Genomic DNA, 13,392 nt, shown 5'->3' with positions numbered 1-13,392 from the left:
TGTGTGGTGTAGCCGCAGCAAGGCGGATTACGCGCCGAGGATTTCCAGTTCCTCGATCATCAATTGCACACTCTGGCGCCCGCGATACTCGTTGACGTCGAGGCGATAAGCGACGCGCACCCGGTCAGCGTCCTGGTCCGGCCAGATGCCGGTGTCGACATTGAAGGCAATGGCGTCGATGATGCGTGAGTCGCCGGGCAGGCCGAGCACCAGTTTCAGGTGTTTTTCCCCGACGATACGCTGGCTGACGATGCTGAACTCCCCGTCGAACAGGGGTTCCGGGAAATGCTGGCCCCAGGGGCCGGCATAGCGCAGTTCACTTGCCGTTTCCAGGCTGAAGGCTTCCGCGGGCAGGTCGCCATCGGACTCCAGCACTGCCTGCAGGTGCACGTCCTCCGCGTGCCGCTCGACCTCATCGAGGAAGGCTGCGGCAAACTGCGGGTAAGCCTCCCGTGCGAGGGATAGCCCGGCGGCCATCGCGTGGCCGCCGAACTTCTGGATCAGGCCCGGGTGCCGGGTGGCGACCGCATCGAGTACGTCGCGGATATGGATACCGGGAATCGAGCGCGCCGAGCCCTTGATCGCCCCGCTATCGCCATCGGCGAACACGATGGTCGGACGGTGCAGCCGATCCTTGATCCGCGAGGCGAGAATACCGATCACGCCCTGGTGCCAGTCGGCCTCGTAGAGGGTGATCGCTACCGGTGCAGCCTCCGCCGCGAGATCGATATCCGCCAGCAGCTTGAGCGCCTGCGCCTGCATATCCTGCTCGATGTCGCGCCGGTCCCGGTTGATCTGGTGCAGTTGCGCGGCGAGCTCGCGAGCGCGGGCAGTGTCGCTGGCCAGCAGGCATTCAATGCCCACGGACATGTCGTCCAGCCGGCCCGCCGCGTTGACCCGGGGTCCCACCGCAAAACCGAGATCGGAGGCCACGGTACTGCGATAGTTGCGCCCGGCCACTTCCAGCAAGGCGGCGATGCCCGGGCGTGCCCTGCCCGCACGGATTCGCTGCAGGCCGGCATCGACCAGGATCCGGTTGTTGTGGTCCAGGGGTACCACATCGGCCACTGTACCGAGCGCGACGAGGTCGGTGAGTTCGCCCAGGTTGGGCTGGCTGCGACTGTCGAACACCCCGCGCTGGCGCAGTTCCGCGCGCAGGGCCAGCATCAGGTAGAAGATCACGCCGACGCCGGCCAGCACCTTGCTCGGAAAGCCGCAGCCCGGCTGGTTGGGGTTGACGATGACATCGGCGTCCGGCAGCTCCGCACCGGCCAGGTGATGATCGGTAATCAGGGTGGCGATACCCGCCTGTCGGGCCGCGGCCACGCCCTCGATACTGGAAATCCCGTTATCCACCGTGAGCAGCAGGTCCGGCCGCTCCCCGCGCAGGGCGAGCGCCACGATCTCCGGGGTCAGCCCGTAACCGTACTCGAAGCGGTTGGGCACGAGATAGCTGACCCGCTCCGCGCCCATCAGGCGCAGCGCGTGCAGGGCCAACGCGGTGCTGGTGGCGCCGTCGGCGTCGTAGTCGCCGACGATCAGGATGTGTTGCCCCGCGGCAATCGTATCCGCCAGCAATTGCGCGCCGCGCTCCACGCCCAGCAGGGCCGAGGGCGGCAACAGGTGGCGGAAGTCGAGTTCCAGCTGGTCCGGGGATTCAACTCCCCTGCCGGCATAGACCCGCGCCAGCAGGGGAGAAAGATTCGCCTGCGCCAGGGCCGCGGATGCTGCGGCCTGGCGCCGGCGAATCAGTTTCGGCATCGACAGCTACAGGCTCAGGCGCGAATGTTGCTCGCCATGAAGGACTGCACGGCGGCGAGATCGTTGGGCAGGACCGAACAGCGCTCGGGGCGCTCGAACAGGTCGCGCAAATGCAGCGGCAGGCCAACCTCCTCGTTGAGCCCGGCGCCTTTCACCGCGTCCGGGAATTTCGCCGGGTGGGCGGTCGCCAGGGTTACCACGGGAATGTCCGCCGCGATACCCGCGGTCATCGCCGCACGCACGCCAATCGCGCTGTGCGGGTCGAGCAGGTACTCGCAGTTTTCCCAGGTCGCGGCGATCTGCGCGCAGGTCTGCTCGTCGTCCACGCAGGCGCTGGAGAACAGGCTGCGGGCGCGGGCCATGGCAGTTTCGGAGAAGGCGATCTCGCCCTCGTCGAAGCGCGCCAGCAGGTCGGCAATCGCCGCGCCGTCGCGGTCGTAGAGGTCGAACAGCAGGCGCTCGAAGTTGGACGACACGGTGATGTCCATGCTCGGCGACAGCGTGTGTTGCAGCGGCTGGCGGCGCATGCTGCTGGTGGTCAGCACCCGGTGCAGCACGTCGTTGCGATTGGTGGCAATCACCAGGCGCTCGACCGGCAGACCCATGTTGTGGGCCAGGTAACCGGCAAAAATGTCGCCGAAGTTACCGGTGGGAACGGAAAATGCCGTCTTGCGCGCCGGCGCGCCGAGGGCCACCGCCGCGTAGAAGTAATAGACGATCTGGGCCATGATGCGCGCCCAGTTGATGGAGTTCACCGCCACCAGGCCGCGGTCTTCGGGCAGGAAGGCGCGGTTGGCGAAGCTGGCCTTGACCATGGCCTGGCAGTCGTCGAAGTTGCCTTCGATGGCCAGGTTGTGGATGTTGTCACCGACGACGGTGGTCATCTGCCGGCGCTGCACTTCCGAGACCCGCTGGTGCGGGTGCAGGATGAAGATATCGATGTTGCTGCAGCGCTTGCAGCCCTCGATGGCCGCGGAACCGGTGTCCCCGGAAGTCGCGCCCATAATCACCACTTTCTGCTGGCGTCGTTCCAGTACGTAATCGAGCAGGCGGCCGAGCAGTTGCAGGGCGAAATCCTTGAACGCCAGGGTCGGGCCGTGGAACAGTTCCAGCACCCACTGGTTGTGATCGAGCTGCACCAGCGGGGCCACCGCGGAATGGCGGAACTCGGCGTAGGTGTCGGCGATAATCGCCGCGAGATCACTGTCCGGGATACAGCCGTCGACGAAGGGTGTAATGATTTTCTGCGCTAACGACGGGTAATCCATCGCGGCCATCGCCCCGATCTCGGCGGCGCTGAAAGTCGGCAGCGTTTCCGGCACATAGAGGCCGCCATCGGACGCCAGGCCGGTGAGGAGCACGTCCTCGAAGTTGAGTGCGGGGGCCTTCCCGCGGGTACTGATATATTTCACTGTCTTACCTGTTTTGCTTGCTGTGACTGCCGTGCTGACGCTCAGCCGTCCAGTGATTCTACGCGGATACGCACGACTTCGCTGGAGATCGAATCCAGCGCCTGAATAGCCGCCACCGCCTGGTCCATACTGCCCTGGGCTGCCTTGTTGGTCAGCACGATCAGCGGCACCAGTGTCTCCCCTTCCGCGGGCGCCTTCTGGATCAGGGCCTCGATGCTGATACCCTGGTCGCTGAAAATGGTGGCGATACGCGACAGGACGCCGGGTTTGTCCTCGGCGACCATGCGCAGGTACCAGGGGGTCACCACCTCGGACATCGGCACAATACGCACGTCGCGCAGGTTGTGGCTGTCGAAGCCCAGCGAGGGCACCCGGCAGTCCTGGCCGCCGGAGAGCGCGCGGGCCAGGTCGACGATATCCGCCACCACCGCGGAAGCGGTCGGCTCCGCGCCGGCACCGGCGCCGTAGTACATGGTGGGGCCGACAGCGTCGCCCTCCACCAGCACGGCGTTCTTGACGCCGTTCACGTTGGCGATCAGGCGCTTCTCGGGAATCAGGGTCGGGTGCACCCGCAGTTCCACCCCGCCGCCGGTCTGCTTGGCGATGCCGAGGTGCTTGATGCGATAGCCCAGTTGCTCCGCGTATTCCATGTCCTGGGTGGTCAGTTTGGTAATGCCCTCGGTAAATACCGAGGAAAACTGCAGCGGCATGCCGAAGGCGAGCGAGGCGAGGATCACCAGCTTGTGTGCGGCGTCGATGCCTTCCACGTCAAAGGTGGGGTCCGCTTCCGCGTAACCGAGGGCCTGGGCTTCCGCCAGCACGTCGGCAAAATCGCGGCCCTTGTCGCGCATTTCACTGAGGATAAAGTTGCCGGTGCCGTTGATGATGCCCGCCAGCCACTCGATGCGGTTGCCGGCCAGGCCCTCGCGCAGGGCCTTGATAATCGGGATACCGCCGGCCACCGCCGCTTCGTAGCGGATGGTCACGCCGTACTCCTCGGCCAGCGCAAACAGTTCGTTGCCAAATTCCGCGATCAGCGCCTTGTTGGCGGTCACCACGTGCTTGCCGTTGCGCAGCGCGGTTTCCACCAGTTCCCTGGCAACGGTGGTGCCGCCGATCAGTTCGACCAGTACCTGTACCTCGGGGTCATTGGCGACCGCGAAGATATCCCGGCTGACACGGGTATTGCCCAGTTCACAGGCCGGATTGTCGCGCCGCGCGCCGACATGCACGACCTCTACCGCACAGCGCGCGCGGGCGGCGATTTCCGCGCTGTTGCGACTCAGCACGTTGAAGGTGCCACTGCCCACGGTACCGAGACCACAGATACCCACTTTTACTGTTTGCGCACTCATAACTGCCTGCTTGTTGTTTTACTGTTGCCGGGAGCCGCGCCTCAGGCGAAGCCGTCGGCCTTGATCATCTTACGGATATTGCGGATCGCCTGGCGCGTGCGGTGTTCGTTCTCGATCAGGCCGAAACGCACATAGCCCTCGCCGTATTCACCGAAGCCGATACCCGGGGACACCGCCACCTTGGCCTCCGTAAGCAACTTTTTGCTGAACTCAATGGAGCCCATTTCGGCGTAGAAATCGGGAATTTTTGCCCAGACAAACATGGTTGCCCGCGGCGGCGTCACCGGCCAGCCGGCGGCATTGAGGCCGCTACAGAGGACATCGCGGCGCGACTGGTACATCTCGCGGATTTCATCCACGCAGCTCTGGTCGCCTTCCAGGGCCTTGATCGCCGCCACCTGGATCGGGGTAAACATGCCGTAGTCGAGGTAGGACTTCATCCGTGCCAGGGCGCCGACCAGGGTCTTGTTGCCGCAGCAGAAACCCACCCGCCAGCCGGGCATGTTGTAGCTTTTGGACATGCTGAAGAACTCGACCGCCACATCGCGGGCGCCCTCTACCTGCAGGATCGAAGGCGCGACATAGCCGTCGTAGCACAGGTCCGCATAGGCCAGGTCCTGCACCACCCAGATATTGTGTTCGCGGGCAATCGCCACGACTTTCTCGTAGAAATCCAGTTCCACGCAGTGCGCGGTCGGGTTGGAGGGAAAATTCAGCACCAGCATCTTGGGCCGCGGCCAGCTGTTGTGGATGCCCTTTTCCAGTTCTTCGAAGAAGACGTTCTCGTTCTCGCCCATCGGCACGTGGCGGATATCCGCGCCGGAAATCACAAAGCCGTAGGGGTGGATCGGGTACGAGGGGTTCGGCACCAGTACGGCGTCGCCGGGACCGGTAGTTGCCAGTGCCAGGTGCGCCAGCCCCTCCTTGGAACCCAGGGTGACAATGGCTTCCGTCTCCGGGTCCAGGGTGACGTCGTAGCGGCGCTTGTACCAGTCGCAGATCGCCTTGCGCAGGCGCGGGATGCCCTTGGACTGGGAGTAGCGGTGGGTATCGCCGCGCTGGGCGGTTTCCACCATCTTGTCGACGATGTGCTGGGGCGTGGGCTGGTCCGGGTTGCCCATGCCGAAATCAATGATGTCCTCCCCGGCCGCTCGCGCCTTCTGCTTGAGCTCGCCAATGATATTGAACACATAGGGAGGGAGGCGCGATATGCGCAGGAATTGCTCGTCCACTTACGTTTCTCTGCCAGGGCGCCCCGGAGGCTTCCGGGGCACATATAAAAGGTCGGAAACAGTAAGGTTTCTAAGGATTTATGTCAATGAGCAGGGGCTGGAATCAGTCCAGCCCGAGGGTTGCCATCAACTGGTCGACAGTCTGGTAACCGGGGATCAGGCGGCCTTCAGCCGTCACCAGCGCAGGCGTGCCGCGCACCCCGACGCGCTGGCCGAGTTCGTAGTCGGTTTTCACCGGATTGTTGTCACAGGTGACCGAGGGCACATTTTCCTTGTTCTTAAGCTTGGTCAGGGCGGACTGCTGGTCGTCGGAGCACCAGGCAGTGACCAGCAGGTCGTAGGACGCGGACCCCAGACCCGCGCGCGGGAAGGCCAGGTAGCGCACTTCGACACCGCGCTTGTTCAGCTCCGGAACCTCCTTGTGCAGTTTCTGGCAGTAGAAACAGGTCACGTCGGTAAACACGTTGATGTAGGCTCGGGTCTCGCCTTCGGCCGCAAACACGATCATGTCGTCGGTATTGACCGCGTCCATCAGTTCCTTGCGCTCCAGGTCGCGCTGCTTCTCGGACAGGTTGACATACTGGCCACCGGTCACCCGGAACAGGTCGCCGTGAATCAGGTAGTTGCCGTCTTCCGTCGCATAGACCAGCGGGCCGTTCTCGAACTGCACGGCATACATGCCCGGCACTTCACTGGCGGCCACGGACTCCACCGTGAGGTTCATCCCCGGGTTGGTCAGCGCCTTCCTGAGATGCGCCTCGACGGCCTCGTCCACACCGTCGGCCGCCAGCACCACTGACGCCGATGCCAGCAGCAGACCAGCCGTGACCGTTTTGAACATGCGGGAAATCATAGTCTGTCCTCTAAGTTTCTGGGCCACTCATCATCCGTGGTGACCTCCTGTCTGTATAAAAGCCGCGCAGAACCCGGGGCTGGCGGCAGTTTGTATAACTGCAAAGCCGTGTCCCTTTGAACCCTCAGCTTCCCGGTAGTTCCTCAACCACGCGGGTGATGCTGCGCATGCAGTTCCTGCATACGCTGGCGCGCCACGTGGGTGTAAATCTGTGTCGTACTGAGATCGCTATGCCCCAGCAACATCTGTACGACCCGCAAATCCGCGCCGTGGTTGAGCAAGTGGGTGGCAAACGCATGCCGCAGCGTATGCGGCGACAAGGGCTGCGTGATCCCGGCACGGCGCGCGTAGATTTTAATACGATGCCAGAAGGTCTGGCGAGTCATCTGCCGCCCCTGCTTGCTGGGAAACAGCACATCCGAGAGATTACCCCGCATCAATTCGCGCCGCGGACCCGCCATGTAGCGCTGCAGCCAGGCCAGCGCCTCCTCCCCCATCGGCACCAGCCGCTCCTTGCTGCCCTTGCCGAACACTCGCACCACGCCCTGGTTGAGGCTGACCTGGTTGAGTTGCAGGCTGGTCAGTTCGCTGACCCGCAGCCCGCTGGCGTAGAGCAGTTCGAGCATGGCCCGGTCGCGGAATTCAATGGGATTGTCGAGGTCCGGCTCTTCCAGCAGGCGGTCGACCTGGGCTTCCGACAGGGTCTTTGGCAGTGGCCGGCCCAGGCGGGGACTCTCGACATCCAGGGTGGGATCGCGATTCACCCGGCCCTCACGCAGCAGGTACTTGTAGAACCCGCGCAGGCAGGACAGCATCCGCGCAGTCGAGCGCTGCGAACTGCCCTTTTGCAGCCGCGCCCCGAGGTAGGCCTGCAGGTCGGCGCGATCGGCACTGCGTATCGTCCCGGCGCGGTGTTTCTGCAGCCACTGGTCGTACTGGCGCAGGTCCCGACGGTAGCTCCCCAGGGTATTGTCGCTGAGGCCTTTCTCCATCCACATGGCGTCGATGAAGCGCTCGATCTCGGGGTTGTCGGGTTGGCTGCTGGGCATGCCCGGTACAGTAGCACGGAATTATGTGACTTCGTGATGACTGTTGGTTGATTCTCGAGTTTCCTGATGGCTGGGGTCTTCTATACAACTCTCAGTGGTGCCGTTTTCCCGGATCGAAGATCGGCGTGTCTCTCCAGAAAACCGCCAAAAAGCGCACATCCATGTGCAGGCTCGGCCTCGGCCATCCATGGCCTCAGACGTTTTCTGGAGAGACACGCCGATCTTCACTCCTACCCATGTACGCTGATAGTCGTTTCATCTTGCGCCAAGCCAGAAACATATGCTGCTTATAATTTCAGCAGCTCACGCTCGCACGATGACCACTCTGTAGCCCTGAACGGAAAAAACCAGAGGAAATACCACGAAGTTGCTTCGACCAACGTGAAATAACTTGCGGGATTATCAGGTTATCTCGTGAACGAGGACCGTGTGCGGCCATTCCACGCACGAAAACGTCTGAGGCCATGGATGGCCGAAGCCGAGCTGCCATGGATGGCGCTTTTGCGTTTTTCGGGCGTGGAATGGCCGTACGCGGGCCGGCCTACGAAGCTCCTTTGCCACCCAACCCGAACTCAATCCCAGACCTGAACCCTTGCCTAAATCCTGAGCCAAATCGAACAGGCACAAAAAAGCGGCCACAGGGGCCGCTTTCGAATACAAGCCGGAAAAGGCGATCAGCCGAGCTTTTCCTTGATGCGGGCAGCCTTGCCGGACAGCTCGCGCAGGTAGTACAGCTTGGCCTGGCGCACGTCGCCGCGACGCTTGACAGTGACGCTGTCGACCAGCGGGCTGTAGGCCTGGAAGGTACGCTCGACGCCCACACCGTGGGAGATCTTGCGGACGGTGAAGGCAGAGTTCAGGCCGCGGTTACGCTTGCCGATAACAACGCCTTCGAAGGCCTGCAGACGCTCGCGGTTGCCTTCCTTTACTTTAACCTGAACGACCACGGTATCACCCGGGGCGAACTCAGGCAGTTCCCTTTCCATCTGTTCAGCGTCAAGCTGGGAGATAATCTTGTTGGTGCTCATGGCGCGCTCCTGTTGGAATTCAATGCAGCTTCACAGCTGGCTATTCAGTCTCGTTTGTCTCACGTTCGCGGAGGTATTCCGCCAACAACTCATTTTCCTCGGCCGTCATGGCCCTGTCCTGCAGCAGGTCGGGGCGGCGTTCGTAGGTCCGGCCCAGTGCCTGTTTCAGGCGCCAGCGGCGAATCCATTCGTGGTTGCCGCTGAGTAACACTTCCGGTACCGCCCGCCCCTCGTAAACCTCGGGCCGGGTGTAGTGCGGGCAATCCAGCAGGCCGTCGGCGAAGGAATCTTCCTGCGCGGACGCCTCGTGGCCCAGCACCCCGGGCAATTGGCGCGTCACCGTGTCGATGACCACCATGGCAGCCAGTTCGCCGCCGCTCAATACATAGTCGCCGATGGACAGTTCTTCATCCACCTCGGCGTCGATCAGTCGTTCATCGACGCCCTCGTAGCGACCCGCCACCAGAACCAGGCCGGCTTCCGTGGCCAGGCTGGCCGCTTTCGCGTGATCCAGCCTGCGGCCCTGCGGCGAGAGGTAGATGACCTTTGCACCCTCGCCCGCGGCCGCCCTTGCGTCGGCGATAGCCTGGCGCAAGGTATCAATCTTCATCAGCATCCCGGGGCCGCCGCCGTAGGGTCGGTCGTCCACCGTGCGGTGCCGGTCAGTGGCGTAATCCCGCGGGTTGCTGTGGCTGATGGCCACCAGCCCCTGGCTTACCGCCCTGCCGGTCACGCCGTGCTCGCTGACTGCGGCGAACATTTCCGGAAACAGGCTCACGACAGCGATGTGCATTGCGTTTACCTGCCCTCTACTCCGCCAATGGCACGCGGAGCGCGCTCCTGCAGTTCAGTCGTCGATGTACCAGTCGACTTCCATGCGGCCCTGCTGCAGATCGACGCTGGCCACGACATCGTCGGGCAGGTAGGGAATCAGGCGTTCCCTGTCGTCGACACTGCCTTCGCAGGCCTTCACCACCAGTACATCGTTGGCGCCGGTTTCCAGCAGGTAGTCCACCCTGCCCAGCAATACGCGGTCCGCACTGCTTTCCGGCTCCCTGGCCCAGACCTCGAGACCCTCGAGCTGGTGCCAGTAGTAATCGCCTTCAGATAACTCCGGGAGATATTCAGCCCCCACCAGGATCTCAAGGCCGCGGAAGGATTCTGCGATGTCGCGATCATCCACTCCGCGGATATGGGCAATCATGCTCTTGCCGTGACGCTTCCACTCGTCGAAGTGGACGGGCTCTTCACTGCCCCTGCGTTTCAGCTTCCACTCGCCGAAGTCGAACAGGTTCTCCTCCGGCGAGGTGTATGAGTGTATTTTTACCCAGCCCTTGATGCCGTAACAGCCGGTGATCTTACCGACTGTCAGCACGCTGGTTCCGGACCCACCCATCAAAGACCGGTGCGCAGTGCTTACGCGGCTGCGGCTGCTTCCTTCACCAGCTTGGCGACACGCTCGGACAGCTGTGCGCCCTGGCCCTGCCAGTAGGCGACGCGGTCGGAGTCAACGCGCAGGCGCTCTTCCTGGCCACGGGCAACCGGGTTGAAGAAACCCACGCGCTCGATGAAACGGCCGTTACGCGCGGTGCGGTGATCCGCCACGGTCAGGTGATAGAAGGGACGCTTCTTGGAGCCGCCACGTGCAAGTCGAATAGTTACCATGTTCTCTACATTCCCTGGAAATTCCGGGCCCACCGCGTTCAAGTATGCGGTCACCCACGACAAATACCCGGCACCCGGGCCGGAAAGGTGGCGTATCATACGGAAAAGCGGCTGGAAATGAAACCCTGAAAACGGGATTTTTTCATGGATTACGGGGGGTTATGGAGCCAGAGTGCGGCACTGGGGCCGGAACCACTCTCTAGTCATCGAGATTCGACCGGGTGCCGTGTTCAGAGCCTTCATTTGAGCCACTGGGTCCATCGCTCCACAGCGAATCAAATGGCTACCGGGGAGGGATAGATTGCGGTATGAAGCGCCACGAAAATGTCCGAGGCCATGGATGGCCGAAGCCAAGCTGGCAGGACGCCGCTGTTGCGGTTTTCGGGGCGCTACATACCGTGAGCTGGCCCGGCGGAGGAACTGCCAACGACCAGCCCTCGGGATCGCTCGAAGCCCAGTTCAACGCATCGGCGGCATCCCGCCGGGGCCACCCATGCCGCCCTGCCCCATCATGCCGCCGAGGCCGCGCATCATCTTCTGCATGCCGCCGCCCTTCATTTTCTTCATCATCTTCTGCATCTGCTTGTGCTGTTTCAGCAGGCGGTTCAGGTCCTGCACCTGGGTGCCTGAACCCAGGGTGATGCGGCGCTTGCGGGAGCCCTGGATGAGTTCGGGCTTGCGCCGCTCAGCGGGGGTCATGGAGTTGATCATGGCTTCCATGCGGGCGAACTGCTTCATGTCGATGTTCTGCTGGGCCATCTGCGCCATGCCGCCCATGCCGGGCAGCTTGTCGAGCAGGCCGGTGATGCCGCCCATGTTGTTCATCTGCTGCAGCTGGTCGCGGAAGTCCTCGAGGTCGAACCGCTGGCCTTTTTTGACCTTGCGGGCGAGTTTCTCGGCCTTCTCGCGGTCGACTTTCTGTTCGGCTTCCTCGATCAGCGAGAGCACGTCGCCCATGCCGAGGATGCGCGAGGCAAGGCGGTCCGGGTGGAAGGGATCGAGGGCGGCGGTTTTCTCGCCCACGCCGAGGAACTTGATCGGCTTGCCGGTCACCGAGCGCACGGACAGCGCGGCACCGCCGCGGGCGTCGGCATCCACCTTGGTGAGGATGACACCGGTCAGCGGCAGCGCGTCGCCGAAGGCGCGGGCGGTATTGGCGGCGTCCTGGCCGGTCATGGCATCCACCACGAACAGGGTCTCGACCGGGTTGACCGCCTTATGCAGTTCGGCGATTTCCGCCATCATCGCCTCGTCGATGGCGAGCCGGCCGGCGGTGTCGACAATCAGCACATCGCTGAAACGGATTTTCGCGTGGTCGATGGCGGCCCGGGCGATATCCACGGGCTTCTGGCTGGCTTCGGAGGGGAAGAAATCAGCCCCCACTTCCCCGGCCAGGGTTTCCAGCTGCTTGATCGCGGCAGGCCGGTAGACGTCCGCGGACACCACGGTGACCTTCTTCTTGTCCCGCTCGATCAGCAGTTTCGCCAGCTTGGCGGCGGAGGTGGTCTTACCGGCGCCCTGCAGGCCGGCCAGCAGGATCACCGCCGGTGGCTGGGTGGCGAGGTTCAGGCCCTGGTTGGCCTCCCCCATCACCCGCTGCAGCTCCGCCTGGACGATCTTCAGGAAGGCCTGGCCGGGGCTCAGGCTCTTCATGACCTCCTGGCCGAGCGCCCGCAGCTTGACCGATTCGACGAACTCCTTGACCACGGGCAGCGCCACGTCGGCCTCGAGCAGGGCCATGCGCACCTCGCGCAAGGTGTCCTGGATGTTATCCTCGGTCAGTTTGGCCTTGCCGGTGATATTGCGCAGGCTGTTGGAAAGACGGTCGCTCAGACTCTGGAACATGAAAATACTCTCACAGCAGGACGGCTATTGATTCCGCCGGGGCAGTTCTGTACAAAGTGGCGAAGTATACGCCACCCGCCGGACCAACCCCAAACCCATGTCCATAACAATATTTGCGCCTCTCGCGGCGCTGCTCTACCTCACCGCCACCGGCCTGCACCTGTTCAACCTGGCGCAGCGCCACCAGCGGTTGGGCCGCGGCGTCAAGGTGCTCGGCGCCGCCGCGCTGGCCTGCCATGCGATTGTCGCGTTCAGCAGCGTCGCCGGCAGCGGCGGCCTGCACCTGGGGTTCTATACCATCTCCGCACTGATTTTCCTGGTGATCAACCTCACCTGCGTGCTGCTGATGCTACGCCGGCCACTGCAGAACCTGCTGGTGATCCTGTTCCCCCTATCTGCGCTTTCCGTGCTGGTATCCGCCTTCGCTCCGGACACCGAGGTACTCTCGCGCCACCAGCCGCCGGGCATGATGCTGCACATCGGCAGTTCCATCGTCGCCTACGCGTTCCTGACCCTGGCCGCGGCACAGGCCGCGCTGGTGGCCACCCAGGACTACCAGCTGCACCACCGCCACACCCGGGGGATCGTGCAGATACTGCCGCCGCTGCAGCTGATGGAAAAAATGCTCTTCGAGCTGCTGTGGATCGGGGTCATCCTGCTGACGCTTTCCATCGTCACGGGTTTCCTGTTCGTCGACGATATCTTTGCCCAGCACCTGGTACACAAAACCGTGCTGACCATGCTCGCCTGGCTGCTGTTCTCCACGCTGCTGTGGGGCCACCGGCAACTGGGCTGGCGCAGCCAGACTGCGGTGCGTTTTACCCTGGCGGGCTTCGCGGCGCTGATGCTGGCGTATTTCGGCTCGAAAATGGTGCTGGAGCTGGTTCTGCATCGAGGCTAGTGAATACCGCGCTATTCAAGGCGACCGGGGCACCGGGATGGCACCCAGTGCCAGCGCATTGAAGCCGCAGTCGCGCGGGACAAGTGGTTCCCACTGGAACACGCCAAAAAAGCGCACATCCCTGTGCAGGCTCGGTCGGCGACGTCCTGTCGCCTCACGGTTCCAGTGGGAACCACTTGTCCCACACGCCCGCTCCCCCAGTGGAAAATTCGACCTGTTGCGAAAAAATTCGACCGGGCGCTCCCATCTCAAAAGGCTTGCCCGAAACCCGCTTTTTCTTCAAGATAGCCC

12 protein-coding genes are annotated in these 13,392 nt (G+C 63.1%); 1 reads left to right on the top strand and 11 read right to left on the bottom strand.

Annotated elements, in window-relative coordinates:
- Positions 1 to 27: 27 nt before the first annotated feature.
- The 11 genes from recJ to ffh form a co-directional block, all read right to left on the bottom strand.
- Positions 28 to 1,761 carry a single-stranded-DNA-specific exonuclease RecJ gene (recJ, locus tag ACNKU3_RS04350; RefSeq protein WP_418258191.1) on the bottom strand — a complete coding sequence of 578 codons (1,734 nt, stop codon included), beginning with the start codon at positions 1,759 to 1,761 and terminating at the stop codon, positions 28 to 30.
- A 14-nt stretch (positions 1,762 to 1,775) separates the two neighbouring features.
- Positions 1,776 to 3,173 carry a threonine synthase gene (thrC, locus tag ACNKU3_RS04345; RefSeq protein ID WP_418258190.1) on the bottom strand — a complete coding sequence of 466 codons (1,398 nt, stop codon included), beginning with the start codon at positions 3,171 to 3,173 and terminating at the stop codon, positions 1,776 to 1,778.
- A gap of 41 nt (positions 3,174 to 3,214) precedes the next feature.
- The gene (locus ACNKU3_RS04340) at positions 3,215 to 4,528 is read right to left on the bottom strand and encodes a homoserine dehydrogenase (protein WP_418258189.1); all 1,314 of its coding nucleotides are present in this window, start codon (positions 4,526 to 4,528) and stop codon (positions 3,215 to 3,217) included.
- A gap of 41 nt (positions 4,529 to 4,569) precedes the next feature.
- Positions 4,570 to 5,760, bottom strand: a complete 1,191-nt coding sequence (alaC, locus tag ACNKU3_RS04335; RefSeq protein WP_418258188.1) for an alanine transaminase — start codon at positions 5,758 to 5,760, stop codon at positions 4,570 to 4,572.
- Positions 5,761 to 5,863: 103 nt separating this feature from the next.
- Positions 5,864 to 6,601 (bottom strand): thioredoxin fold domain-containing protein, encoded by a 738-nt coding sequence (locus tag ACNKU3_RS04330; RefSeq protein ID WP_418258187.1) that lies wholly within the window; start codon positions 6,599 to 6,601, stop codon positions 5,864 to 5,866.
- Positions 6,602 to 6,756: 155 nt separating this feature from the next.
- Entirely contained in the window at positions 6,757 to 7,662 is a 906-nt protein-coding gene (gene xerD / locus ACNKU3_RS04325; RefSeq protein WP_418258186.1) for a site-specific tyrosine recombinase XerD, read from the bottom strand.
- A 674-nt stretch (positions 7,663 to 8,336) separates the two neighbouring features.
- Positions 8,337 to 8,690 carry a 50S ribosomal protein L19 gene (rplS, locus tag ACNKU3_RS04320; RefSeq protein ID WP_418258185.1) on the bottom strand — a complete coding sequence of 118 codons (354 nt, stop codon included), beginning with the start codon at positions 8,688 to 8,690 and terminating at the stop codon, positions 8,337 to 8,339.
- A gap of 40 nt (positions 8,691 to 8,730) precedes the next feature.
- A complete protein-coding gene (trmD, locus tag ACNKU3_RS04315; RefSeq protein WP_418258184.1) occupies positions 8,731 to 9,483 on the bottom strand; it encodes a tRNA (guanosine(37)-N1)-methyltransferase TrmD in 753 nt (250 codons plus the stop codon).
- Between the two features lie 54 nt (positions 9,484 to 9,537).
- Complete coding sequence (gene rimM / locus ACNKU3_RS04310; RefSeq protein ID WP_418258183.1) at positions 9,538 to 10,065, bottom strand: ribosome maturation factor RimM; 528 nt, start codon at positions 10,063 to 10,065, stop codon at positions 9,538 to 9,540.
- A gap of 41 nt (positions 10,066 to 10,106) precedes the next feature.
- On the bottom strand, positions 10,107 to 10,355 hold the full coding sequence (gene rpsP / locus ACNKU3_RS04305; RefSeq protein ID WP_418258182.1) for a 30S ribosomal protein S16: 249 nt from the start codon (positions 10,353 to 10,355) through the stop codon (positions 10,107 to 10,109).
- Positions 10,356 to 10,814: 459 nt separating this feature from the next.
- The gene (gene ffh, locus ACNKU3_RS04300) at positions 10,815 to 12,200 is read right to left on the bottom strand and encodes a signal recognition particle protein (RefSeq protein WP_418258181.1); all 1,386 of its coding nucleotides are present in this window, start codon (positions 12,198 to 12,200) and stop codon (positions 10,815 to 10,817) included.
- A gap of 97 nt (positions 12,201 to 12,297) precedes the next feature.
- Between ffh and ACNKU3_RS04295 the strand changes: the two genes are divergently transcribed.
- The gene (locus ACNKU3_RS04295) at positions 12,298 to 13,101 is read left to right on the top strand and encodes a cytochrome C assembly family protein (protein WP_418258180.1); all 804 of its coding nucleotides are present in this window, start codon (positions 12,298 to 12,300) and stop codon (positions 13,099 to 13,101) included.
- Positions 13,102 to 13,392 lie beyond the last annotated feature (291 nt).

The organism is Haliea sp. E17 (assembly GCF_048323675.1).
Classification (GTDB): domain Bacteria; phylum Pseudomonadota; class Gammaproteobacteria; order Pseudomonadales; family Halieaceae; genus Mangrovimicrobium.
This window is presented reverse-complemented; position numbering and strand designations above follow the sequence as displayed.

Coding starts and splice junctions, on each gene's coding strand:
- recJ (WP_418258191.1), bottom strand. CDS start 1,761: ATGCCGAAACTGATTCGCCGGCGCCAGGCCGCAGCATCCGCGGCCCTG.
- ACNKU3_RS04340 (WP_418258189.1), bottom strand. CDS start 4,528: ATGAGTGCGCAAACAGTAAAAGTGGGTATCTGTGGTCTCGGTACCGTG.
- ACNKU3_RS04330 (WP_418258187.1), bottom strand. CDS start 6,601: ATGTTCAAAACGGTCACGGCTGGTCTGCTGCTGGCATCGGCGTCAGTG.
- xerD (WP_418258186.1), bottom strand. CDS start 7,662: ATGCCCAGCAGCCAACCCGACAACCCCGAGATCGAGCGCTTCATCGAC.
- rplS (WP_418258185.1), bottom strand. CDS start 8,690: ATGAGCACCAACAAGATTATCTCCCAGCTTGACGCTGAACAGATGGAA.
- trmD (WP_418258184.1), bottom strand. CDS start 9,483: ATGCACATCGCTGTCGTGAGCCTGTTTCCGGAAATGTTCGCCGCAGTC.
- rpsP (WP_418258182.1), bottom strand. CDS start 10,355: ATGGTAACTATTCGACTTGCACGTGGCGGCTCCAAGAAGCGTCCCTTC.
- ffh (WP_418258181.1), bottom strand. CDS start 12,200: ATGTTCCAGAGTCTGAGCGACCGTCTTTCCAACAGCCTGCGCAATATC.
- ACNKU3_RS04295 (WP_418258180.1), top strand. CDS start 12,298: ATGTCCATAACAATATTTGCGCCTCTCGCGGCGCTGCTCTACCTCACC.